Below are 26,092 nucleotides of genomic sequence, written 5' to 3'. Positions count from 1 at the left end.
CAAAGACTTAGTTGTATTTTCATTGTTACACTTTTTTTAAAAATTTTTATAAAATTAAATAATTAATGTTTTTCATTACTATTTAACATTCTAGATTAAAGAATTAATATTAAAATATATTTATATTTGGCATAATGATTGAAGAAGTAAAAATCATAGAATGTCCAAGGGATGCCATGCAAGGAATAAAAAGTCATTTTATTCCTACAGAGGTTAAAGCAAAATATATAAACTCATTGTTAAAAGTAGGTTTTGATACTATAGATTTTGGAAGTTTTGTTTCTCCAAAAGCAATACCCCAAATGAAGGATACAGCAGATGTGTTGAATTTGTTAGATTTATCTTCTACTAGAAGCAAGTTGTTAGCTATAGTTGCTAATGTAAGAGGAGCTAATGATGCTTCTGTTTTTCAAGAAATAGATTATTTAGGATATCCTTTTTCTATTTCAGAAAACTTTCAAATGCGAAATACACATAAAACCATAGCTGAATCTATAGATGTTTTAAAAGATATCTTAAATATCGCGCAAAAAAATGATAAAAAAGTAGTGGCATATTTATCTATGGGGTTTGGAAATCCTTATGGAGATCCATGGGATGTAGAAATTGTCGCAAAGTGGACAGAAAAACTTGCAAATATGGGAGTTAAAATCGTATCTTTGTCTGACACGATCGGTAGTTCAACCCCAAATGTTATTGACTATCTATTTTCAAATCTAACCCCAAGTTACCCAAATATAGAGTTTGGAGCTCATCTTCATACCACACCTACTACTTGGTTTGAAAAAATTGATAGCGCTTACAAAGCAGGTTGTAGAAGATTCGATGGCGCTATTAAAGGTTATGGAGGTTGTCCAATGGCAAAAGATGATTTAACTGGAAATATGCCCACAGAGAAAATGCTTTCTTATTTTACTGCCAATAAGATTGAAACTAATATTAAACCAATGAGCTTTGAAAGTTCTTATAATAAAGTGTTAGACGTTTTTAATCATAATTATTAGTCTAGATAAATGAAATTTAGTTTTTTAATAACATTCTTAATTGGTTTTTTAACGCCGCATATTGCTGATCCCTCAGATAGAGACAGTCAGACTCTAGGCTCTTGGGAAATTAGAAATGGAATTTTTATTGAAAGCAATGATGAGGAAACAAGTATAGCACGTTACAACTGGAGTGTTTTTTATAGTATTTTTCCTAAAAGAATTACACAAAAATATATAAAAAGACTTGTTTTAATGACAGATGGTGAAGATGAAAAAACAGGTGCTTTAGGTGCATTAAATGATAAAAATACGGAATGGCAACTAGTTATAGATCCTATCGATGTAGATTTTACAAGTAAAGATAAAACAAGAATCAATCAATCAATTTATACATTAGTTCATGAGTTTGGCCATTTACTTACTTTAAATCACACACAAATTACACCAGGAAAAAAAACTAATCAAAGACCAAATGAACCTTATGTAACTATTGAAGGTATAACAAATAAAAGAAGTTATCTTAATAAATTTGTTGAAGAATTTTGGGATGGGACATTACTTAAAGAATGGGATTATATTCAAAGAAATTTTTGTTATACAGAACAAAAAAGTTGTTTAGAGAAATTGTATGGTTTATATAAAGATAATTATAATGACTTTATTACAGATTATGCAGCAGAGAGTCCAGAGGAAGATATTGCCGAAAGTTGGACTGCTTTTGTTTTAGGAAAAAAAATTGAAAATCCTCAAACAGTTTCAGAACTTAAAATTAATTTTTTCTATCAGTTTGAAGAACTTGTATACTACAGAAAAGTGATTAGAAAAAACATAAAAAAATACGAATAATTTTTAATCAATTGCTGTGAAGCGTATTACTTTTTATTTGAAATTCAGTATCGTTTGTATTGTATTTCTAAATTCATGTAAATCTATATCAAATCCTTTGACTTCTTCTCAGGATTTTAAGTTTATAAAGAAAGATAATAATATTTATTTTACAATTTTACAGTTGAATGATGTTTACGAAATAGCGCCAATTCAAGGAAATAAATATGGAGGAATGGCAAGAGTTTCTGCTCTTTACAGACAACTTCAAAAAGAAAATCCAAACTCAATGTTAGTTTTAGCTGGTGATTTTTTAAACCCTTCTCTTTTAGGAACAATGAAAGTAGATGGTGAACGTGTTCGTGGTAAGCAAATGGTGGAAGTTATGAATGCTATGAATTTTGATTTAGTAGCGTTTGGAAATCATGAGTTTGATTTAAGTTATAATGATCTACAAAATAGATTAAATGAAAGCCATTTTGAATGGATAAGTGCAAATGTTTTTCATAAAGAAAATGGAAAAAATCACTTTTTTCATAAAGTTATAGAGGGAAAAAAAGAAGCAGTAAATGAAACTTATATTCAAGAGTTTAGAATAGGAGAGAAGTCAGTTAAAATAGGTTTTATTAGTGTTTGTATTCCTTCTAATCCAAGAAATTATGTTTCTTATTCAGATATGTATGTTGAAGCTGAAAGAACTTATAATGAATTAAAAGATGAGGTCGATTTTATTTTAGGTTTAACTCATGTAAAGCTTGAAGAAGATAAAGAAATAGCAAAATTATTACCTAATATTCCTTTGATAATGGGCGGGCACGAGCATAACAATATGTATGTTAAAGAAGGAAATACATATATTGCTAAAGCAGATGCTAATGCAAAAACAGTATATATACATCGTTTTGAATTTAATACAGATACTAAAGAATTAAATTTTAAGTCTGAATTAAAAATTATAGACGATAATTTTCCTGTTGACGAAGACGTGAACTCTGTTGTTAAAAAATGGCAAAATCTATTAAATATAAAAATTAAGGATGTTATAGCCAATCCTGAAGAAATTATATATAAAACCAAAGTTCCTCTTGATGCACGAGATACACCCATAAGATCAATACAAACTAATATGGGTAAAATTATTGCAGAATCTATGAGTAAATCTTATGGAAATGAGAATATTGATTGTGCTTTTGTAAATGGAGGATCTATTCGAATAGACGATGTTTTAGAAGGAAATATTAATGCTGTAGATATATTTAGAGTTCTTCCTTACGGAGGTCCAGTATTAAAAGTTAAGTTAAAGGGAGATTTACTAGAAAAAGTATTAGAATTTGGTGATAAAGCTTCGGGTACAGGTGCTTATTTACAACGTTTTAATGTAACTAGAAATGATAGTGGTTTTTGGTTAGTTAAAGAACAAAAGATAGACCCTAATAAAGATTACACTATTGCTACTTCCGATTATTTATTAAAAGGTTTCGATATTCCTTTTTTAAAGAATTCTAACCCTCAAGTATTAGATGTTTACGAACCTAAATCTAACGAAACTGCTATTGATGTTAGAAAAGCTGTTATTGAGTTTTTAAAGTCAAAATAATTTATTTTAAATAAATCTAAATAAAATTTGTTTAGATGAAAACGTATCTTATATTTGCGTTAAATTATTTAAAATAAGTCTTAATAAAATGAAGAAAGTTTTTTTATCTGCTTTAACAGTTTCAAGTTTATTGTTTGTTTCTTGTTCAGATGATAACAATAATATTCCTGATAATCCTGATGCAGAAGTAGTCGCTCCAGATACATATAAGTTCGAAAGAAATGGTAGTACTTCAGTAAGTTACTCAGGACAAACTACTAGAATTAAAATGGCTGAAGAATTTATCAGTGCATTAAAAAATGACCCTTCAAGTACAGCAATTCCTACAACTACTGAAGCAATGTTAGATGGTATGTTTGCTCATGTAGAAGGAAATGCAGATTTTTCTAATACTGATTTAAATGCTTCTTCAAAAAGTATTAGAAGTAAAACAGCAGCTTCTAGAGATTATTTCTTTTCAAATGTTGTAGAAGGAACTGCAATCAAAGAAAAATTTGATGGATGGATTAAAGAGCAAGTTGACGTAGTTTTTCCTAACTGGAATACTAACGCAGCTGAAGGTGTTGCTGGAAGAATTCAAGAAGCAGGTGGTGGATCTAATCGTTTAGTAAACGGAAAAGGTTTAGAATTAAATCAGGCAATTAATAAAACTTTAATTGGAGCCTTAATGGTAGACCAAATGTTAAACAATTATTTAGGTATTCTTGTTTTAGATGAAGGAACTAATGTAGCAGATAATGATAATCAAGTTTTAGCTACAGATAAGAATTACACTAATATGGAACATAAATGGGATGAAGCTTTTGGTTATTTATATGGAACAGATAATGCTGAAAACCCACAATATAATGCAGATAGCTTTTTAAGTAAGTATGTTTCTAGAGTAGAAGGAGACACAGACTTTACTGGTATATCTAAGAAAATATATGATGCATTCAAAAAAGGAAGACAAGCTATTGTTGTAAAAAATTATACAGAAAGAGAAGCACAAGCTAAAATCATTAGAGATGAAGTTTCTAAAATCATAGCAATTAGAGCTGTATATTATTTACAACAAGCTAAATTAACTTTAGCAACAGATAAAGCTTCTGCTTTCCATGATTTATCTGAAGGCTTCGGTTTTATAGAGTCTTTACGTTTTACACGTAATACTTCTACTAATGCTCCTTATTTTACAACTACTGAAATTACTGGTTTCACAAACAAATTATTAGAAGGAAATGGTTTTTGGGATGTAACTAACGCTACTCTTGATGAAATTTCTGATGCAATTGCAGATAAATTTGATTTTACTGTTGCTCAAGCAGGTAGTTAATTAAAATTATTCTAAATAAAAATAAATTTATAAAAAGTAGCTAGATTCATAGCTACTTTTTATCTTTGCGGGAGTTTTATTTAGAATAAATAGAAATAACTTTTTATATGTTTAAAAAATATTCCATACTATTCATTTCATTCTTGTTAATCTTATCTTGTTCTGATAATTCACAAGATCCTGGGGATAATAATAATACAGATAATTTCGATAGAGGAGCTTTGTTAACCTTTCTAGCAGATAACACAATTATTCCTGCTTTTGAAACCTTAGAAACTAGGTTAGCTCAATTAAAAACAGATGCTATTAGTTTTACTGCAACTCCAAATGTCACTACATTAAATCAGGTTAGATCAAGTTGGGAGTCAACATATATGATTTGGCAAAGTGTTTCAATGTTCGATATTGGTAAGGCTGAAGAATTACAGTTTGTAAACCATTTTAATATTTTTCCAGTAACTGTTGCAGATATTGAAAGCAACATTACAAATGGAACTTACGATTTTAATAGTCCAAATAATCACGATGCTCAAGGTTTACCAGCTTTAGATTATTTATTTAACGCTATAGGAGCAGATGATACAGCAATACTTGAAAAATTTACTACTGATGTAAATGCTGCAGGATATAAAAAATATGTAAATGATATTGTAGAAAAAATGAGTACTATAGCTAGCGATATTGTATCAGATTGGAAAGGAAGTTATAGAACTCAGTTTATTTCAAGTACTTCTAATACTGCAACTAGTGCACTTAATAAATTAGTAAATGACTTTATTTTTTACTACGAAAAAAGATTAAGAGCAAATAAATTTGGGATACCTGGAGGAGTTTTTTCTAATACAGCTTTACCAGAAAAAGTTGAAGCTTTTTATAAGAAAGATATTTCTAAAAAATTAGCATTACAAGGATTAAAATCTGTACAAGATGTTTTCACTGGACACGGTTATATTGGTACAAATGGAGCTAGTTTTAAATCTTATTTAGTTAGCTTGAATAAATCAACATTAGCAACAGATATAGAAAATCAGTTGAATTTAGCAAAAACACAAATTGAAACTTTAGATGATAATTTTTTCAATCAAGTAAGTTCTAATAATACAGAAATGTTAAAAGCATATGACGAATTACAAAAAGCAGTTGTACTGTTAAAAGTAGATATGTTACAGGTATTTAATGTAAGTGTTGACTTTGTTGATGCTGATGGAGATTAAAAATATAAATTACTAAGTATAATATTAAAAGCTGTCTGTTAACTCAGGCAGTTTTTTGTGTATAAGAGATTGACTTTAAATAATTACATATTAAAAAAGACTAGTGCAGCTCCTTTGGCAACTTTCCGTTTGTTTTTCGGGTTGTTAATGTGTATCAGTATCATTAGGTTTTGGTACAACGGATGGATAGAGAAATTATATATTCAACCTAAGTTTTTCTTTTCTTTTTATGGCTTCAGCTGGATTAAACCGTTAGGGAATTATACTTACTTTCTCTTTATTCTTTGCGGAATTTCAGCATTATTAGTTGCTGTAGGTTATAAGTATAGATTGTCAATAATTACTTTCTTTTTAAGTTTTACTTATATCGAATTAATGGATAAGACAACTTATCTTAATCATTATTATTTTATAAGTATTCTTAGTTTTCTACTTATTTTTTTACCTGCAAATGCAACTTTTTCATTAGATAACTATTTCAATAAAAAATCATACAAAACGATACCGAATTGGACAATCGATAGTATTAAACTCCTTTTAGGAATTGTTTATTTTTATGCTGGTTTAGCCAAATTAAATTCCGATTGGTTGTTTAGGGCACAACCTTTAAAAATATGGCTACCTTCTAAATACGACCTGCCTTTAATTGGAAATAATCTAATGCAACAAGAATGGTTTCATTTTGCTATGAGTTGGAGTGGAGCTATTTATGATTTATCTATACCTTTTTTATTATTATTTAAAAGAACAAGAACTATTGGGTTTTTCCTAGTTGTTCTTTTTCATGTATTTACAAGGATTTTATTTCCGATAGGAATGTTTCCTTATATCATGATCGTTGCTACGCTAATATTTTTTAGCGCATCTTTTCATGAAAAAATAATTGCTTTCATAAAAAGTAAGCTAAGATTAAAAACAAATAACATAGAAGAAATTGAAATTTTTCAATTTAGAAGAACATTTACTTTAAAGATTGTTAGTGTGTTTCTAGTTTTACAACTTTTATTGCCATGGAGATATTTATTGTATCCTGGGGAATTATTTTGGACAGAACAAGGATATCGATTCTCTTGGCGTGTAATGTTAATGGAAAAAGCAGGATACACCACATTTAAAATTGTTGATGGAAAAACCAAACAATTCTTTTACGTTGACAATACAGATTTTTTAACCTCTTTTCAGGAAAAACAAATGAGTTTTCAACCTGATTTTATTATAGAATATGCTCACTTTTTAGGAGATCATTTTACGCAACAAGGGCACAAGAATGTTGAAGTATATGCAGACTCTTATGTGGCATTAAACGGACGTTCTAGCGAACGTTTTATAGATGCTAAAGTTGATTTATATAAAGAAAAAAACAGTTTCAAACATAAATATTGGATTTTACCTTTTACAAATGAGATTAAGATTAAAGGATTATAGTTGTTTTATTATAGTATTTCTAGTTTCAGTATGCGCATTTGGGCAACAGCGCTACAAAGGAACGGTTACAAATGAGAATAAAAAAGCTTTACAAAAAGTACAGCTTTTAGATAGTTCAGGAAACGTACTAACAGAAACTAATAACAAAGGGGAGTTTGAGTTTACATCAAATAAAACGCAAATTCAAGTTATTTTCTATTTAGACGAATATGAGCTTTTAGAGAAAAAATTAATAGCAAACGAGAATGTAAATATCATTCTAGCTTCTTTTTCTGAAGAATTATCAGAAGTAGAAATAACAGCTAAAAAGAGAAAAGCTTTCGAACTAAAAAGACTTAAAGATGTTGAAGGTACAGCTATTTATGCAGGAAAAAAGACAGAAGTTATTTTAGTTACAGAATCAACAGCAAATTTGGCAGCAAATAATGCCAGACAATTGTATAATCAAGTCGCTGGTTTAAATATTTTTGAAAATGATGATGCTGGTTTACAATTAAATGTTGGTGGTCGTGGTTTAGATCCAAATAGAACTTCAAACTTTAATACACGTCAGAATGGTTATGATATTAGTGCAGACGTTTTAGGATATCCAGAAAGTTATTATTCACCAGCAGCAGAAGGAGTTCAAGAAATACAAGTTATTCGTGGAGCTGCTTCTTTACAATATGGAACTCAATTTGGTGGATTAATCAACTTCGTTATGAAGAAGCCAAATCCAAATAAACCTTTCGAAATTGTTTCAAGAAGTACACTAGGGAGTTTTAATTTATTTACAAATTTTACCAGTGTTGGAGGTACATCAGACAAATTAAGTTATTATGCTTTTTATAATTACAAACAAGGAGATGGATTCAGACCAAATTCAGGATTTAATTCAAAAAACATTTTCACTCATTTAGGATATCAAATTTCCGATAAATCTAAGATAGAAGGTGAAGTAACCTATTTAACTTATTTATCACAACAAGCTGGTGGTTTAACGGACAGAATGTTTGCTGAAGATCCTTTTCAAAGTAATAGAGAAAGAAATTGGTTTAATGTAGATTGGTTTTTATATAACCTAAAATATACTCATGATTTTTCTACAAACACAAAACTTACATTCAGTTTCTTTGGTTTAAATGCTTCGAGAAAAGCTATAGGTTTTAGAGATAGGAGAGTTGATTTACCTGACAATTTAGGAGCTAGAGAATTACTAAGTAGTGATTTTAATAATTTTGGTTTTGAAGCTCGCTTTCTAGATCGATATACTTTATTTGGAAAGAAAGCAACTTACTTATTAGGATCTAAATATTATAAAGCAGATAATACATCTATTCAAGGTCCAGGGACAGATGGAAGTGATGCGAATTTTAGTTCAGCTTTAGATCAATTTCCGAACTTCACATTTCAATCAAACTTTGAGAATCCGAATGAAAATATAGCTGTTTTCGGAGAGAATATTTTTTATGTAAGTGATCAATTTTCTATTACCCCAGGTTTTCGTTTCGAATACATTAATACAGGAAGTAATGGTTTTAGAAGACGTGTAAATACAGATGCTGCTGGAAATCCGATCGGAACAGTAGAAGAGTCAGATAATCTTACTAAAAGCCGCTCATTTGTTTTATTAGGATTAGGTTTAAGTTATAAACCGAATGATGTTTTAGAAGTTTACGGTAATGTTTCACAAAACTATCGTTCTATTACGTTTTCCGATGTAAACATTGTAAATCCATCTAACGCAGTAGATCCAAATTTAGAAGACGAAAAAGGTTTTACAATAGATTTAGGTGTTCGCGGAAACTTAAACCGATTCATTTCTTACGACTTAAGCAGTTTCGCTTTATTTTATAATAATAGAATAGGAGACTTTACAACTACAATTCCACCTTTAAATACTGTTGGTCAATTAAGAACAAATGTTGGTGAAGCAAGAATTATAGGTGTGGAATCTTTATTAGATGTTAATCTTAAAAAAGTATTTAGTTTATCAAACGATTATAGTTTAAATACATTTATAAATACTTCTTTTATTAACTCTGAATACACTTCTTCAAGAGAAAATAATATTGAAGGTAACAAAGTAGAATTTGTACCAGATGTAAATTTAAAAACAGGATTAAAATTTGGATATAAGGATTTTACTACAAGTGTTCAATATTCATATTTATCAGAACAATTCAACGATGCTAATAATTCTGCTACACCAGATAATTCTAATGCTGTTCGTGGGCCAATTCCTGCATATAGTATTTTAGATTTTTCAGCTTCATACACATATAAATTCTTAAAATTAGAAGTAGGTGTAAATAACGCTTTAAATGAAGTGTATTTTACAAGAAGAGCAACAGGATATCCAGGGCCAGGAATTATTCCTTCTGCACCAAGAAATTGGTACACAACATTACAATTTAAATTCTAAAAATTCTTTAGAATATTTCTAAATAAAACCGAAAAAACCAGTGTGATCTTACGCTGGTTTTTTTGTTGTATTTTTATGGTAAATAGATAGTTATCATGTTACATCCGGTTAATTTAAAAGAAAAATTACTTAAATTAAGAAATAAAGAACTTAAGAATTCTTCTATAGATTTTTGGATAGAAGAAATTTTCTCTGATTTAGATGCAGCCAGAACAGCTACAAAAGATAAATTAAAAGAAGAAAGTGATATAGAAAACACAAATCGTTTTGATATTGATTTTGTTGATTCTAATGCTATTTTTCACATAGAACAAATACGAAAAATATGTATTGATTATCGACTTCGTTTTCTTGATACGAGTTTTTTTAAAGGAGACTTTCCTGAAGAGACAATTACCAAAATACACGAATTAGAGAGAACTCATAATACAAATTTTCAAGGTTTTAAAATAATTGCACCTTCAATATTATTTCGATTAAAAAAGGCAGATGATCCAATGCTTTTTGCACCTATGGGAAATGGTTATTACTATTTAATTCATAAATGGGGTAATGATTTACATCCACTCAGAAAGCTTAAATTTTGGTTTATAAAAGATTTAGATAATTTCATATTTACATTATTAGCTTTATGCTTTTTGTTTTCAATAGCAACACACACTTTTTTCTTCAGAGAACATTCCTCTATCAGTTATTTTATAGTTTTATTTCTATTCTATTTCAAAGGAGCCGTAGGTTTAAGTTTATTATGGGGAGTTTCTTTAGGTAAGAATTTCAACAAGTATATTTGGCAAAGTAAATACGATAAGGTATCTTAATAATTTGTTGTGATTCTTTAATTTACGTTACAATATTGTTTTCTTTAGGTTAGATTGATGAAAAAATTACTTTTTTTTCAATTTTTATTGTAGATTTAGTCTTTCTAATCAAACAATTTTAAAAACTATGGCATCTATTACAATAGGAGCAAACCCAGTGTTAACTAAATTAAACACAACAGTAAATTACAATCCAAATTCAAACTATCCTGCAGTAACAGTTTTTAGTAACGGTAACAACAATTACTCTGTTTACGCTTTATGTTATATTCCAACAGGAACCTTAGTTCCAAAGTCAGTAACAGATTTTTGTCAAGGAAATTATTCAGGTTTTACACCAGCACAAGCAGTGCCTTTAAAAGGAACAACAGAAAGTGCTACTGTTGTTTTAGCTAATTTTGAGGATATTACTAATGCGGATATGGTGCAATCAACTAATACAGAATTTACAACTCGTGCTTTTGCAGTTTGTTATGATTTTGATGCTCAAGGAGCTTCTTCATACGAATGTGAAGTTTATGCATTAGAATTTAATTATACAGTAAATGATGATAGTAATTTTGAAGTATTATTCTTAGCCCAAGGTGATTTAGATCCAGAATTAAGTAGAGGAACAGTAACTGCCCCTTCAATTCCAAAAAAATAATGAAATTTTCATTTTTTTTATTCTTTTTTATATCCATTAATGTAGTCAATTCTCAGAATGTTTCAAAAAAAATAGGGGAGTATAATAAGTTACTAAATAGTTCTAAAGTTTTATGTAATTCCCCTAAAAAGAAAGTTTTTTGTAAAGCTTTTGATTATTATACTAAATCAAATTATGATTCATGTTATATTTTTAGCTCAAAAGCAATACTCACAGCTGATTCACAAAAAGAAAAGGATATTCTAAATTATATACAAGGTGTTAGTGCAATTAACAAAAAAATATTTAAGAAAGCTTTAAATAACTTTGATAATATATCAAATCAATCAGATTTTAAAAATCTAAAAAATTTAAAATTAGGTTGGTTACATCTAAATTTAAAAGATTATAAGAAATCTATTGAATACTATTTGGATTGGGAAAATAATATTGAATCTACAACTGATAGTATAATAAGGAGTAATGCTTTTCATGATATAGGAGTTTGTTATATCCACATGAAAGATTATAATAAAGCAAAAAAATATTTTGATAAAGAGATATTTCTATTAGATAAAAAAGATAAGAGCTCTCTTATTCGAACCAAAATTGATTTAGCTAACATTTATTACCAACAATATCTAGATAATGAGGCAATACCATTGTTTGAAGATGCTTACAAAATGGCAAAATCATTTTCTGATTTGGACCTAAAACAATTAACAGCACAAAATATGGCGGTTATTGAACGTAATCGTAAACGCTATAAAGAAAGTGTAGAATATTATCAGGAATATAATAAATGGAAAGATTCTATTTGGAATCGCGATCGAATTATAGAATTAGCCGATAGAGATAAAAAACTAACGGTAGCTCAAAAAGATAAAGAAATAGCAGTGCAAGAAGCTGAAATAAAGCAAAAAGAAGCAGTTCAACGTGGACTGCTTTTTGGAGCTTCTGGCTTGATGTTATTTATTGGAGCTTTAGGTTTTTTCTATTCTAAACTAAGAAAACAAAATGTTTTAATTACTAAGCAAAAAGAAGATTTAGCTATTGCAAACAAAACCAAGAACTATCTTTTTTCTGTAGTTTCTCACGATTTACGCTCTCCAATGAATACGATTAAATATCAGCATGAACAATTAAAAAAACATATCGCTGATAATAATTTAGAAGCGATTGAAGAAGCAAATAATACAGCTATTACAGTTACAGAAAGCACTAGTCATTTATTAAACAATGTATTGCATTGGTCTTTAGAGCAAAGTAATCAAATGGTTTTCGCGCAAAAAGCGTATCCTTTAAAACCAATTGTTGAACATGTTTTATATGATTACGAAAATCTTATCGAAGCTAATGCTATAGAAATCTCCACAAATTATATTCAAAATTCAATTGTAAATGCTGATAGAGAATCTATAAAGATCGTATTGCGTAATCTTTTAGATAATGCAGTAAAATACATGAACGGAGAAGGTAAAATCACCGTAGAAATTGGTGTAGATAATGAAAATTACAGTTATGTATCTATTCAAGATACAGGAATTGGAATTCCTAAAGATCGATTAGAGAAAATTAATGCTTTAAAAGGTGTAAGTATCGATAAGATAGATCGTTCTGAAGGTGTGGGACTTGGATTAATCTTATGTCAAACTTTAGTTAAAAAGAATAAAGGAATTTTATCTTTTGATAGTGAAGTTGGTAAAGGAACAAAAGTAACGATTCAATTGCCAATTGTAAACGAATAAATAAATAACTTTCTTTTATTTGTGATTAACAAACTAGAGTTTATCAACTTTTTTATACTTTTATAGTATAAATCATTATTACATGAAAAACCTTCGATTATTATTATTAGAAGATTTAGATAAAGAAGCACAAGAATTAGTCGATTTTTTACATCAGCATGAATATAATATTACAAGAGCTAGAAATCTTGCTGAAGCTGAAAGTGAAATTAAAAATCGTTTCTTTGATGTTATCATTCTAGATATTATGATCGATGGTAAACCAGAAGGAATTGAATTTGCTCAACGTTTAAATAAAGAAGGAATAGATGTTCCTTTTTTATTTTTAACAAGTATGCAAAGTCGAGCAATATTTGATGAAGCTAAATTGACAAATCCATTGGTGTATCTTTTAAAGCCATACAATAAATTAGAATTGTTGTATTCTTTAGAATTAGCTATAGAATCTTGTTATCATCAAAATAATAGTATAAGCTTTGGAGATGATAATGGAGTGTTAAGTCCAAAATACTTGTTTATTAAACATAAAAGAAGTGTTGTTAAAGTAGATGTAGATTCAATCAACTTTATTGATGTAAAAGAAAAATATTGTAATTTACAATGTAGTGAAGGAAGGTATTTGGTAAAGTTATCTTTAGTGAAATTGAAGGAAATGTTGAATAATGATAATTTCAGACAAGTACACAGAAATTATTTAGTTAACATTAGAAGTATTAAAGAAATTTATTTAGAAGATAATTTGATTATTCTAAATAATTTAGAAAAAATTCCTTTTAGTGAACGGTACAAAAACGCATTTATTAGAGATAATACAATTTTTAGATAAAAAAAATAAGGTAATACAAGGAAAATAAGTATCTCCAAGTATTACCTTAAAATTTATAATCCCCTAAATTATTTTTACTTTACTGATTTTACAGGAACGTTATTCACTTTCTGAAAACCAAAGGAAAAACCACCTGTTCCATTCCAATCATTATCAACATCTAAGTACGCTTCAAATTTTTCCAAATAACTACCTATTGCAGGAGGAGTCATAGAAACAACATATTCACCTTTTAAATCTATAATTTGTGTAATGTTACCATAGCCAGTATGTCGTAATCTCCCAGCTACATTAACTTTAATTGTAGGGCTATCAATAGCTTGAGTAATTTCTACAATTCCAGATACGGTTTCTTGTTCAGTAGAAACAACTAAGGAGTATTGAGCTATTGGAGCTCCAGGCATTCCTACATTTCCAATAGTTCCTTTAGCAAGATAAGAAGTGTCGAGTAATGATTTTGGTTCTTTTAAAGTAGCCATATTAAGTTTTGGTTTTCGGGTTAGTTAATTTAAAATTATAATCTGAAATAGATAATCCAGTTATTTAACAACAACGAAGTTATTTTTAAATTCGACTTTAAAATTTGTTTTTTCCTTAAGTGTATAAATATCGAGAATGAGCGCTTTAGAATTAGTTCATAAAAGGAAATCTTAATCATTAACATTAAGGTAAACTAAAAGTTACAATAAAAGTAGTATATTTGCATGCAATTAATTGACAAGATAATTATTGATTGCAATATGAATGCTCACCAAAATAAATTTGTAGGCGAAGGTTTAACATACGATGATGTTTTATTAGTACCTGCATATTCAGAAGTACTTCCTAGAGAAGTAAACATCCAAACAAAATTCACAAAAAATATTACAATAAATGTACCTATAGTTTCCGCTGCTATGGATACAGTTACAGAGAGTGATATGGCTATTGCTATGGCAAGAGAAGGAGGTATAGGTGTTTTACATAAAAACATGACTATAGAAAAGCAGGCAAAAGAAGTAAGAAAGGTGAAGAGAGCAGAAAGTGGAATGATTATAGATCCTATTACTCTAACTTTAGATGCAATTGTTTTAGATGCTAAATCTGCAATGAAAGAGCATAAGATTGGAGGAATTCCAGTTATTGATGAGGGGAAAAAGTTAGTTGGTATTGTTACGAATAGAGATTTGCGTTTTGAAAAGAATAATAATAGGTCAATTACAGAAGTAATGACTTCTGAAAATTTAATAACTGTAGCTGAAGGAACTTCACTTCAAGAAGCAGAAATTATTTTACAGGAAAATAAGATTGAAAAGTTACCAGTTGTAAATGATAATGATGTTTTAGTTGGTTTAATTACTTTTAGAGATATTACAAAAACGACTCAAAAACCAATTGCCAATAAAGATAGTTTAGGAAGGTTACGTGTAGCGGCTGCTTTAGGTGTTACAGCAGATGCTGTAGATAGAGCAGAAGCATTGGTAAATGCTGGAGTCGATGCTGTAATAATTGACACAGCTCATGGACATACAAAAGGAGTAGTGTCTGTATTAAAAGAAGTAAAAGCTAAGTTTCCTAATTTAGACGTTGTAGTTGGTAATATTGCTACTCCTGAAGCAGCTAAATATTTAGTTGAAGCAGGAGCTGATGCGGTTAAAGTTGGTATTGGCCCAGGTTCTATTTGTACAACAAGAGTTGTAGCTGGTGTAGGTTTTCCTCAATTTTCTGCAGTATTAGAAGTTGCTGCAGCAATAAAAGGTTCTGGAGTGCCAGTAATTGCTGATGGAGGAATTCGTTATACAGGTGATATTCCAAAAGCTATTGCAGCTGGTGCTGACTGTGTTATGTTAGGTTCTTTATTAGCAGGAACTAAAGAAAGCCCAGGTGAAACTATAATTTTCGATGGGAGAAAGTTTAAAACATATAGAGGAATGGGATCTGTAGAAGCTATGAAAAAAGGTTCTAAAGATCGTTATTTTCAAGATGTTGAAGACGATATTAAAAAATTAGTTCCAGAAGGAATTGTAGGACGAGTTCCTTATAAAGGAGAGTTATATGAAAGTATTCACCAATTTGTTGGAGGTCTACGTGCAGGAATGGGATATAGTGGAGCTAAAGATATTGATACTTTGAAGGAAAATGGAAAGTTTGTAAGAATTACGTCAAGTGGTATTAATGAAAGTCATCCACATGATGTTACAATTACAAAAGAAGCACCAAATTATAGTAGAAGGTAATAAACTAAACATATAAACTTGAAAACCATTGAAAACATAATTTTTCAATGGTTTTTTATTTTAATAGAATTCACTCTCAATATCTTACGATTACTAAAGAATCTTAAAATTATAATCAAAATTGATTTAACATATATTTAAGAAACTTCAGAAAAGATTTTTTTGTTAGCAAAAAAATCTTTTTTTTTGCGCGAAATTAGTTGTCTATTGAATTTTAAGAAAATAGTATTTTTAAAAGTTGTTTTCTTTTCTCTTTTTTCATCATCCCAAAACCTAGAAAAAATAGGAAAGTCACCACTTTTTAAGTTATCTGGGGGGGTAGCAGTAAATTCGGTTTATTACGCAGGGGACGCAAATAGAGAACCATTTACATATTTTTTATCAGGAAATGTAAACCTGAATATTAGCGATGTGTATAATGTTCCATTCTCTTTTTCGTATTCTAATAGTAAATTCCAAACGAACAATCCCTTTACATTTAACAGGTTAAGTCTACACCCAAGTTACAAGTGGATAACTGCTCATATTGGTGATGTAAGTATGACGTTTTCTCCTTATACATTAAACGGACATCAATTTACTGGTTTAGGTTTAGATTTATCCCCAAAAGATAAATTCAAAGTAAGTGTAATGTATGGTCGCTTACTAAAAGAACGAGAATTTAATGAAGAAAACATTAATGGCGAAGCTAATTACAAGAGAATGGGTTATGGCCTTAATACTTCATATAAATTTGATTTTGCAACACTAGGATTTATATTCTTTAAAGCAAGGGATGATGTAAATTCTTTAGTAAATCCTATTCCTATTGAAACAGAAATATTACCTAAAGACAATACAGTTATTAGTTTTAATGGAGATTTTAATATTAATAAACAAATTAATTTTAAAGCAGAAGTAGCTTTATCTGCACTAACAGAAGATACTAGAGTAGTAGGTGAAAGTGATCATTTTGCTTCTTTTTTGGTAAATAGTAATCCAACTACACAATATTACAAAGCCTTTAATTTAAACTTTAATTATCAAGTTGGAAAAGGCGCAATCGGATTAGGATATGAACGTATCGATCCTAATTATAAAACACTTGGAGGATATTTTTTTAATAACGATTTAGAAAATATTACGGTTAACGCTTCACAAACGATTTTTAACGATCGACTAGCTTTAAATATGAATGCTGGTTTACAAAAAGATGATTTACATGATACTAAAGCTAGTCAGTTAAATCGGCTAGTAATGTCTTTTAATGCAGCATATAATGCTAGTGATAAATTAAACTTAACAGGTAGTTATTCGAATTTTCAGTCATTTACAAATATTAAAGATCAATTCGATTTTATTAATGGCGTAAATCAAATAGAAGAACAGCTCGATCAAGATAATATTACACAGATCTCTCAGAATGCAAACTTGAATGTAAATTACAATTTAGAAGATACACCAAATATCAAACAAAATTTAAACTTTAATTTATCGTATCAAGATGCGGTAAATAAAATAGCAGATGAAATAAGAGAAGAAGATAATTCTGCTTTTTATAATGCTAACACAGCTTATACTTTAACTTATCCAGAAACAGATTTATCGATATCTGGAGCAATTAATACTAGTTTAAGTCAATTAGCAGAATCTAATACTTTAATTCTTGGGCCTACTGTAAGTGCTACAAAAGGATTTTTTGAAAAGACATTAAAAATAAATAGTGCAGTTAGTTATAACGAAACATTAACCGATGGAGAGCGTCAAGGTCAGGTAGCTAACCTAAGATTAGGTGGAAGATATGTGTATAAAAAGCAACATAATTTTAGCTTAAATGCTTTATTTCAATTCAGAAATAGCATTTCAAGTGCTTCTAGTAAAAATTTCACATTAACATTCGGTTACAATTATAGTTTTGGTTTATTTAATTCTAAAGATATTAGGTTTAGAAAGAGAAAAAGAAAGCCAAAAACGAACAAAGTAAAAGCTAAAAAGGAGAAAAAAGCAAAGAAGAAAAGAATTAAAAAACCAATTCGATTTAAGTTTAGAGATTCTTTATATAACGGAACTATTCCTGAAGTAGATTATCAAATAACAACATTAATAAATTCACCACTTTTCGAAACAACTCCAGATAATATAATGGAAGAGTTGAAAAAAGAAAAAGCAGAAATAGCACAAGAAGAAAACAATAAAGCTTATAAAATTAAAGCAATACAATTGCTAAGTGATTTATATAATACTAAAGAAAATATGCGCGAGTTCAATAAGCTGTTATTCTTAGCTATTGGAGATGTATATAGAAGTGCAGAACGAACAGATTATGCTATAGAAAAACAATTTGTTCAGAATAAAAAAGAGATAGTGAAGCATATGTTATGGAATAAAAGTGAAAAAGATATAGCTTCTTATCCTAAAGAAATTCAAAAAGAATATAAACACATGGATAAAGTTTTAAATAAGTCTCATAAAAAACTCCTAGTACACCGATGGATTTTATCGGAATTAGGACAAATTGATTCATTTAAAACTTTAGAAGAAAATAAAAACTTAATCAAAGACTTCAGAAATAAACACGCATCCAAAATTTTTAAAATGTTAAAAATGAAAGAAAAAAAACAAAAAATAAAATTATATTTGGAAGCATTAATTGTCGATTTTTTTGCTAAGGAATCAGAAAGTCATATTGATAAAGATCAATATGAGTTAAAGTATATGGACACAAATTAATAGTAATCCCTTAATTGTATGAAAAAAGAGCTACGCTTTTTATTTGCCTTATTTTTTCTGTTAGAACTAACATTTGCTCAACAATTTCCTGTAAGAATTGTACCAAGAGTAAGCGCTCCTGCACCAGTTAACTTTTATAACTATGCAGATGAAACAAGTTTAAACAGCCCAGTAACAGTTCAAATATTTTTAAATGATTTAACTGTTGCAAGTCGTCAAATTCGTTTGAAAACATATTTTGAAGGTGGAAATATAAATTTCACTAGCAAAGATTTTGTTCTTGGATCTGAACCTCTTTTTATTGAAGGAGGAATTCCATTAACATTAACAAATACACAATTAGCACCTTATTATAAACTAGAGAATATTCAAGGGATTAGTTCTGTAGTTTATGGAAGACCAATTCCTGAAGGAAGTTATAAGTTCTGTTTTGAAGTTTACGATTTTGCTTCAGGAGCAAAACTTTCCGCAAAACAATGTGCTACAGTGTTCATATTCAAAAATGAACCACCTATTTTAAATTTTCCTCAGAACGGGACTAATATAGAACCAACTGATTTTGAAAATATTGCTTTTCAGTGGACACCACGTCACATTAACGTTAGTAATGTTGAATATGAATTTAGTTTAGTAGAGATTTGGGATAATAATGTAAATCCGCAAACAGCTTTTTTATCTCAAGCACCTATCTATGAAGAAACCACAAGAAGAACAACCTTAATTTACGGTCCAGACAAACCGCAATTATTACCTGGTAAAAAATATGCTTGGCGAGTTAAAGCTAAAGCTTTACAAGGATTAGAAGAAATAGGGTTGTTTAAAAACCAAGGATTTAGTGAAATTTTTTGGTTTTCAAGAACAGCTCCTTGTTTAGTTCCCGAGAATGTAAGTGCAGAAGCAAAAGGAACCTCAAAGATAAATGTGTTCTGGGATCAAGATCCTACAATACATTCAGAATATATTATTGCATACCGAGAAGCAGATAATCCAGAAGCACATTGGTTTACAAAGAAAACAAATAGTAGTTGGGCAACAATTTGGAATTTAAAAGCTGGTGTTACATATGAGTATAAAATAAAAGGTAAATGTACGTATCAATACAGTAACTATTCAGAACCTCAGTATATCACCACAGATATGGTGACTAATGAAGATGCGAATTACAATTGTGGTATTGTCCCAGATGCGATTGCAATTTCAAATAGAGAACCACACCCAGGTTTATATATTGGAGATCAAATTACTGCTGGAGATTTTAAAGTGACTCTAACAAATATTACGAGTCAATCTAGTGGAGTAATTTCAGGAAATGGTTTTGTTTCTATTCCATATTTAAATTTTGCAAAGTTTGCAGTTACTTTCAATGGAATTTTAGTCAATTCTTCTAATCAATTAGCAGAAGGAGAAATTGTAACGCTTTATGATCCTAAATTTGGAGAAGGAGCTTCTATGACGGTAGATGTTAATATTGATATTGCTGAAGCTATTAGTGGAGATTCTACTGATAAAGATGGAGTTAAAGTTGATTTTGTAATTACAGAAATTACCATTGATGAAAATGGAGCATTAGTTGTCACAGGAGTAGATAAAGATGGGAAACCAGATCAAGCTGTTATACCTGGTAATACAGATGTTACAGTTACAGATGCCAATGGAGATGTTTGGTCTTATGGTGAAGATGGAAAAATAACAAAAGGTGAAGCTGCAGAAGGAGGAGCTGTAACTAATGAAACAACTAATGGAGTTGATTCAGACGGAGAATATAATGCAATTACAGCTAAAGGAGTAGTTGTATATTTTAAAAGATCTGGATTTTATTACTTCGATAAAAAACCAGAAGGTTCTTATGAAAAGTTAAATGAGCATTATAAATCTTTAGCACATAATGGTGGTAAATATCATATTGGTTATAAAGCAATTTCCGATAATAAAGGGAAGGATATTATTCAAGCTAAAGTTGAAATCACAGATAGTTCTATTAAACGAGATAGTATTATTTTCAAAACTAAAGAAGGAGCTAAGGTAAATATTCTTCGTTGGGATGATGCTACTAATACTGCAGATTTAGAATTAGAACGTAAGTTCGATTATGCAGATGAAGAAATTGTTGCGGTAATTCGTTCTAAAGAAGATCCAAAGAAATTTGATATTGCAGGAAGTTTATTAGTGACACATTTGGCTTCAGATAAGTTAGAGCCTATTAATGTAACATTGGTTCCTGTTTTTAAGGGCGGTTCAGAATCAGAAATAAAAGATAAATTAAGTAAGTTAAAAAATGAGGTTACAGAAATATATAGTAAATCGGGTGTAAGATTAAACATCCAGTTTGTTGAGAATATATCACTTGATCAAATTTATGACTGGGATAAAAACAGTCAAATAGAAGTTGGTGATAGTAATATGTTGTCTAATTACACTAGTAGTGAGAAGTTTTTCAATAACTATATTAAACGACAAACATTTTATAATAAGAAGTCATATTATGTTTTAGTTACTGATATTTCAACAAACAAAATTGATGTTAAAGGGTTTATGCCTTTAAAGCGTCAATTTGGTTTCGTGTTTGATGCTAATGTTAGCGATGATAAGATGCGTGCTAAAACATTGGCTCATGAATTAGGTCACGGTATTTTTGGTTTAGAACATCCATGGGAAGAGTTTGGTACACCAGAAGGAGCTACAGATTTTTTAATGGATAATGCTGATGGAACAGTATTAAATCATTTAGATTGGAAGAAAATGCATGCTCCTGGAATTCAAATTTACTGGTTCCAAGATGATGAAGATGGGGAATTAGGTGGTTTGTATTGGTTAACTCCTGACTGGAAAGCATTTACAGTTCCAAACACTAAGTCTATAGCAAATAAAGTAGAAGGAGATAAGTATGTAAAAGGTTCTGTACCTGGCTTTAAAATCACAAAGGATAAAGATAATAGTATATATTATTACGCTAAATTTAATGCTCAAGGATCTTTTGAAGGATATTATTCTAATAAAGAGAAAAAATTCTATGATTTAAAAACTTCTATTTTAAGTGACAACGATTCAATTGCAGTCTTTAATTTTAACGGAGTTTGTGGTAAAAATTCTTATTATAAAGCTAAATGGGAAAATGTTAAAGGACAAAAAGGAAAAAATCCAATAGTAGCAGAAAATTTAAGATCTAAAATAACACTAATAAAATGTAGTTCACAAACTCAACAAACTAGTAATTGTAATAGTTTTGTAGCTCTATCTTATGATAAAGAAGAAGATGTGTCTTCATTAGATAAGTATCAAGCTAAATTAAATGAATCTTTAAGTACAGCTCTAGCACAAATAGAGAACACATCTAGTATAGAGACTAGAGATAAGGGTAATTTCAGTCATTTACAATTTATCAACGGTAAGGATATTAATGCTTTAGAAGCTGCTAAAAATTATGAAATTTTAGAAGATAAATTACATTTATTAGCTCATTATACCGATACTTATTTTGTAGTAAGTTTTTTACAATTAGAGTCAACTAATACTAGTATTCCAACTGCTTTATTAAGTGATATGGCAGAAAAAAGTATTGTTGAAAACCAAGCGTTTATTAATGGAAAGAAAGTAGTTCATTTAGTATTATCATCATCTAATTATGAATCAATTTTTGGAGTTGGCCTTTTTAATAATGATGTATGTTACAATATAGGTTATGGACAAAATTCATCTAATATAGTTTTACCAAGCGAAGTAGAAAAAGGTGATTCCCCATTTACCGATATTATAAATGTATTCAAAACGATCGAAAAGCCTTTAAATTTATATGCGACTGTAATAAAATCTGATTTTTCTGTTCATACACTTCAAAGAAAGTCAAGAAATAATGTAAGAGGCTTTCCTTTAATTAATGCATTATCTACATTAAAGTCACCATACTTAAAATTAATAGAGAAAAAGTTAAGAGATAAAAAGACAGAAGTAGGAGATAAACCTAAAGAAGATGCATCAATACCAAAAAAATTAGAGTATGAAAGAAAGTTTATAAAATGGAAGAAAGAGTATGATACTCTAATTTTAGAAGCTGAAGATAAAGATGCTGAGGCCATAGAAAATAATAATAAAGATTATTTCGAGAAAGTTAATGGAGAAATACAATTAAGAGAAGTATACATAACCAATGAAACATTTGATAATGGTTTACAAATGAAATATGCAAATTTTCATTTTGATAAAGATGAAAATTTCGATTTCTTAGTTAGTATAGCTTATACTTTTGACTCTTATGGCAAGTTAGATACAAAGAAGCATTTTTATGATGGAGAAATAAATCCGAATGAAGTTATCTACGGTATGATAGATGCAGCTTCATTATTCTTTGCACCTGTAGGATTAGATACTGTTTTTGATTTTGTAGGGTTAGCTTTTGCAACATATAATAAAGACACAGGAAGAGTCCTTGAATATTCATTTGGTGTAGCAATGTTCGGTTATGCTCAATATGGAACAAAGCTAATTAAATCATATAAGTTAGCAAAGCTCAAAAAAGCAGATGAATCATATGAATATATAATAAAGAGAGCAGAAGAAGAGTTAGCGGAAGGAGAAGAATTATTAACTGAAATAGCTGGAAAAAGTGTACAAGATGCTAGAAATAGATTACGATCAGAAGGTTTTGTTGCTGATATAATTGATGGAGTAGGTGAAATTTCTGCAGCTAATCATATGTTAGTTTTAGGAGGTGATCTAGGAAAAACTACAGAAAGACTTCAAGCAATTGAATCTCAAACTGTAGATAATGTAATTGATATAGTTGTACATGGTGCTGATAATAAAATTATTGTAGATGGTAATGAAGTAACTGATATTGTAAATATTAAAAAGTGGTTAGAAGACAATCATCCAAATGCAGATAAAGTAAGATTATTATCATGTACAAACCTTGAAGGTGCTCAAGATTTTGCCAATAAATTAGGTGATAAGTTTACAGTACAAGCTACTGATGGATATATAAGAGTACATAATGATGGTTTAGTTACTGTAGTACCAAGGCAACCAAATGGAAGTACCCAATGGTATGAATTAGGAGCGAATAGACAAGAAAAAGTTCTACCAGAAAATGCTAGGCCAAGAGGACCAGATGCTGATAAGTTAGATGATGTAGTCTATGCAGATGATTTTTTAGAACTATCTACAAGAACAATTGATGAAATTAATTGGGCAGAATTATTACAAAATTACCCAGATTTAGCTAAAAAAGTAGAAGATAAGTTTGATAATATAGAAGAAAGAGGAAAGTTTGTTGCTGATTTATTACATAAAAAGGTATTACAAAGCCCAAGAATAAAAAAAGAAGAACTTTTACAACAAAATTTGGATAAAGTTTCTGAAATTCATATTGATTCTTGGAAAGTATTACAAAAGTCAAACCCAGATTTAGGTAAAAGTTTGTCAAATTTAGAAGGATTTTCAGTCGTTTTAGAAAGGTTTAATAAATTAGAGAAAGATTTACAAAACGAATTTTTAAAAGCTATAAGCACTACTAAATTAAGTGTAGCAAGCAAGAAAGTTAAATCAGGACCTAGTGGGAAGGTTTATAATGATGACTTATTGATTAATAACATTAAAAACTTTAAAGAAATTGATAACAGTGAAGATATTATTGATATTTGGTTAGAATTAAAAAAATATAAAAAGGAAGTAAATTCACAGTATAATTTCAAGGATATTGCTGCTATTTCAAAGAAAAAATTAGAAATAGAAGACGTAGTTATTAATTATGGATTACGTGATTATAATTTACATAAGTTATTAGACAAATTTGGATATGTAATTTGCGCAAAATATGCTGATGGAGCAAAAAATGTAGCTGGTAATACATTTAAGCAGTTGTTAAAATATTTTAGTGAAGGGAAACCTGATTTTGCATTTGGTAATTCTTTTGATGATTTGATTAAAGCTTATGAAGTAAAAATAGATGGTAAAATATTTACACTAGAAACATATCTTAAAGAAACTAAAGGAGGTAGTAAAAAAGCAAAGAAATTTTTTGATGCATTAAAGAAAAGTAAAAAATTCAATGGTTTTGAGTCTCATCATATACTTGTAATAGAGTTATTAAAATCAAAAGGCTTTAGAAAATGGTATGAAAAATTAGGTAATACTAGAATAGCTTTAAATGGTGAAGATTCGCTATTAAATGTAATAATGTTAGAAAAGTTTGAGAATGATTGGGGTGTACATGCTTCTCATAAAGATTACAATGATGCATTGATTTTTGTTATTAATGAAAGATGGAGATTTTATAAAAGAGAAGGATCCGTAGATGATGCAATAAACCAAATTGATAGAGATATAATAACAATAGTAGAGAAGGTTAAGGAAAAACTTGTAAAAGAGAGTGTTATAGGTTCGGGTGAAAAGCTCAGTGAAAATTGGATAAGAACAAAAGTTAATAATATAATTGATATTCCAACTCTAAGAGAAATGTTAAATAATTAAAAAATCAATAATGAAATTTTATATGTTATCACCTAATACTTTTCAATGGAAAGCTATTCTAAAAGGTAATAAAATTAACGATGTTTTAGCTACAATTAAAAGTAAAGAAGAGTTTATTAATGAAAAAATGCTTCCATTGAAAATGGACATGATAGATAGTTATGAAAACAAAAAATTATGGAAGGGAGATACTATTTTTGTAGATGCGATTACTTGGTCTGATGATTTTACTTTAGGAGGTAATAATCCAGAAGTTGGAGCAGTAATGATAATAAGTAAATCAATTAAAAAGGTTCTTGAAAATTATAATTTACCACCACACCGATTTTATCCAATAGACTTAAAATGTGATTATGTAAAGGAAATTAATTATGATTATTTTTTGTTACAAATGATAGGAGATAACTTTTCAAAAAATGAGATAGTAGATTTTTCTAAATGTACATTCATACAACAGACAAGAAATGACAATGGAGATAGAGTTACTATAGAGAAATATACTGAGGGGATTATTGAAAATAGAGTAGAGTATAATGAAGTTAAAAGAAACAATAGTAAAAAAATAACTATAGGAAGTTATTTGTCTAAAAATGGTTTTGAATTGAAAAATTATTTTGAATTTGAAAATGAAGTTTATAAATATGATTATGATGTTTTATGGGGAGTACCAGATACTATAATTGTAAGTGAAGAAATAAAAAAGGATATAGAAAATTTGAATGTCAAAAACATAATTTTCTCAGAGATTAATCATAATATAATCCGCTCATTTGAATATGAACAGATGAAAAATGATGGAATTATTTAAAGTAACTTTTTAAGTCTTAATCACATCGTTTTAACATAAAATTATGATTTTCAGTTTTTTTTAACTTTATTTGCACCTTGTTAAAATCGACTAAACAGCATGGTCGTAGTT

16 protein-coding genes are annotated in these 26,092 nt (G+C 28.9%); 15 read left to right on the top strand and 1 reads right to left on the bottom strand.

The window, feature by feature from the left end:
• Positions 1-134: 134 nt before the first annotated feature.
• The 11 genes from ACSIGC_RS03125 (at position 135) to ACSIGC_RS03075 (ending at position 13,783) form a co-directional block, all read left to right on the top strand.
• On the top strand, positions 135-1,004 hold the full coding sequence (locus ACSIGC_RS03125) for a hydroxymethylglutaryl-CoA lyase (protein ID WP_442266703.1): 870 nt from the start codon (positions 135-137) through the stop codon (positions 1,002-1,004).
• Between the two features lie 9 nt (positions 1,005-1,013).
• On the top strand, positions 1,014-1,832 hold the full coding sequence (locus tag ACSIGC_RS03120; RefSeq protein ID WP_442266702.1) for a hypothetical protein: 819 nt from the start codon (positions 1,014-1,016) through the stop codon (positions 1,830-1,832).
• Between the two features lie 16 nt (positions 1,833-1,848).
• The gene (locus ACSIGC_RS03115; RefSeq protein WP_442266701.1) at positions 1,849-3,408 is read left to right on the top strand and encodes a bifunctional metallophosphatase/5'-nucleotidase; all 1,560 of its coding nucleotides are present in this window, start codon (positions 1,849-1,851) and stop codon (positions 3,406-3,408) included.
• Between the two features lie 88 nt (positions 3,409-3,496).
• Positions 3,497-4,723, top strand: coding sequence for a DUF4856 domain-containing protein (locus tag ACSIGC_RS03110; protein WP_442266700.1), 1,227 nt, complete (start codon positions 3,497-3,499; stop codon positions 4,721-4,723).
• 107 nt (positions 4,724-4,830) lie between these two features.
• Positions 4,831-5,937 carry an imelysin family protein gene (locus tag ACSIGC_RS03105; protein ID WP_442266699.1) on the top strand — a complete coding sequence of 369 codons (1,107 nt, stop codon included), beginning with the start codon at positions 4,831-4,833 and terminating at the stop codon, positions 5,935-5,937.
• A gap of 57 nt (positions 5,938-5,994) precedes the next feature.
• Positions 5,995-7,362 carry an HTTM domain-containing protein gene (locus ACSIGC_RS03100; protein WP_442266698.1) on the top strand — a complete coding sequence of 456 codons (1,368 nt, stop codon included), beginning with the start codon at positions 5,995-5,997 and terminating at the stop codon, positions 7,360-7,362.
• Positions 7,337-9,766: a TonB-dependent receptor family protein gene (locus tag ACSIGC_RS03095; RefSeq protein ID WP_442266697.1), complete on the top strand. Its 2,430-nt coding sequence runs from the start codon at positions 7,337-7,339 to the stop codon at positions 9,764-9,766. The genes ACSIGC_RS03100 and ACSIGC_RS03095 overlap by 26 nt, the downstream gene beginning before the upstream one ends.
• A gap of 95 nt (positions 9,767-9,861) precedes the next feature.
• Complete coding sequence (locus ACSIGC_RS03090; RefSeq protein WP_442266696.1) at positions 9,862-10,584, top strand: hypothetical protein; 723 nt, start codon at positions 9,862-9,864, stop codon at positions 10,582-10,584.
• Between the two features lie 127 nt (positions 10,585-10,711).
• Positions 10,712-11,230: a hypothetical protein gene (locus tag ACSIGC_RS03085; protein WP_442266695.1), complete on the top strand. Its 519-nt coding sequence runs from the start codon at positions 10,712-10,714 to the stop codon at positions 11,228-11,230.
• Positions 11,230-12,957, top strand: a complete 1,728-nt coding sequence (locus ACSIGC_RS03080) for a tetratricopeptide repeat-containing sensor histidine kinase (RefSeq protein WP_442266694.1) — start codon at positions 11,230-11,232, stop codon at positions 12,955-12,957. The genes ACSIGC_RS03085 and ACSIGC_RS03080 overlap by 1 nt, the downstream gene beginning before the upstream one ends.
• Before the next feature lie 82 nt (positions 12,958-13,039).
• Positions 13,040-13,783, top strand: a complete 744-nt coding sequence (locus ACSIGC_RS03075) for a LytR/AlgR family response regulator transcription factor (protein WP_442266693.1) — start codon at positions 13,040-13,042, stop codon at positions 13,781-13,783.
• A gap of 74 nt (positions 13,784-13,857) precedes the next feature.
• Here ACSIGC_RS03075 and ACSIGC_RS03070 read toward each other — a convergent pair whose 3' ends face one another.
• Entirely contained in the window at positions 13,858-14,262 is a 405-nt protein-coding gene (locus ACSIGC_RS03070) for a DUF1842 domain-containing protein (RefSeq protein WP_442266692.1), read from the bottom strand.
• Positions 14,263-14,523: 261 nt separating this feature from the next.
• On the opposite strand from ACSIGC_RS03070, the gene guaB reads away from it, so the two are divergent.
• The 4 genes from guaB (at position 14,524) to ACSIGC_RS03050 (ending at position 25,981) form a co-directional block, all read left to right on the top strand.
• On the top strand, positions 14,524-15,999 hold the full coding sequence (guaB, locus tag ACSIGC_RS03065) for an IMP dehydrogenase (protein WP_442267741.1): 1,476 nt from the start codon (positions 14,524-14,526) through the stop codon (positions 15,997-15,999).
• A 207-nt stretch (positions 16,000-16,206) separates the two neighbouring features.
• On the top strand, positions 16,207-18,708 hold the full coding sequence (locus ACSIGC_RS03060; RefSeq protein WP_442266691.1) for a hypothetical protein: 2,502 nt from the start codon (positions 16,207-16,209) through the stop codon (positions 18,706-18,708).
• 18 nt (positions 18,709-18,726) lie between these two features.
• Positions 18,727-25,173 carry a fibronectin type III domain-containing protein gene (locus ACSIGC_RS03055; RefSeq protein WP_442266690.1) on the top strand — a complete coding sequence of 2,149 codons (6,447 nt, stop codon included), beginning with the start codon at positions 18,727-18,729 and terminating at the stop codon, positions 25,171-25,173.
• A 10-nt stretch (positions 25,174-25,183) separates the two neighbouring features.
• Positions 25,184-25,981 (top strand): hypothetical protein, encoded by a 798-nt coding sequence (locus tag ACSIGC_RS03050; protein WP_442266689.1) that lies wholly within the window; start codon positions 25,184-25,186, stop codon positions 25,979-25,981.
• The last annotated feature ends 111 nt before the right edge of the window (positions 25,982-26,092 follow it).

The organism is Tenacibaculum aquaeponti, from assembly GCF_052084715.1.
Taxonomy (GTDB): Bacteria; Bacteroidota; Bacteroidia; order Flavobacteriales; family Flavobacteriaceae; genus Polaribacter.
This window is presented reverse-complemented; position numbering and strand designations above follow the sequence as displayed.

Bases quoted from the DNA above. Each gene is read 5' to 3' on its own strand.
- ACSIGC_RS03105 (WP_442266699.1), top strand. From the start codon at position 4,831: ATGTTTAAAAAATATTCCATACTATTCATTTCATTCTTGTTAATCTTA.
- ACSIGC_RS03050 (WP_442266689.1), top strand. From the start codon at position 25,184: ATGAAATTTTATATGTTATCACCTAATACTTTTCAATGGAAAGCTATT.
- ACSIGC_RS03110 (WP_442266700.1), top strand. From the start codon at position 3,497: ATGAAGAAAGTTTTTTTATCTGCTTTAACAGTTTCAAGTTTATTGTTT.
- ACSIGC_RS03120 (WP_442266702.1), top strand. From the start codon at position 1,014: ATGAAATTTAGTTTTTTAATAACATTCTTAATTGGTTTTTTAACGCCG.
- ACSIGC_RS03080 (WP_442266694.1), top strand. From the start codon at position 11,230: ATGAAATTTTCATTTTTTTTATTCTTTTTTATATCCATTAATGTAGTC.
- ACSIGC_RS03125 (WP_442266703.1), top strand. From the start codon at position 135: ATGATTGAAGAAGTAAAAATCATAGAATGTCCAAGGGATGCCATGCAA.
- ACSIGC_RS03090 (WP_442266696.1), top strand. From the start codon at position 9,862: ATGTTACATCCGGTTAATTTAAAAGAAAAATTACTTAAATTAAGAAAT.
- ACSIGC_RS03085 (WP_442266695.1), top strand. From the start codon at position 10,712: ATGGCATCTATTACAATAGGAGCAAACCCAGTGTTAACTAAATTAAAC.
- ACSIGC_RS03055 (WP_442266690.1), top strand. From the start codon at position 18,727: ATGAAAAAAGAGCTACGCTTTTTATTTGCCTTATTTTTTCTGTTAGAA.
- ACSIGC_RS03075 (WP_442266693.1), top strand. From the start codon at position 13,040: ATGAAAAACCTTCGATTATTATTATTAGAAGATTTAGATAAAGAAGCA.
- ACSIGC_RS03070 (WP_442266692.1), bottom strand. From the start codon at position 14,262: ATGGCTACTTTAAAAGAACCAAAATCATTACTCGACACTTCTTATCTT.
- ACSIGC_RS03095 (WP_442266697.1), top strand. From the start codon at position 7,337: ATGAGATTAAGATTAAAGGATTATAGTTGTTTTATTATAGTATTTCTA.
- guaB (WP_442267741.1), top strand. From the start codon at position 14,524: ATGAATGCTCACCAAAATAAATTTGTAGGCGAAGGTTTAACATACGAT.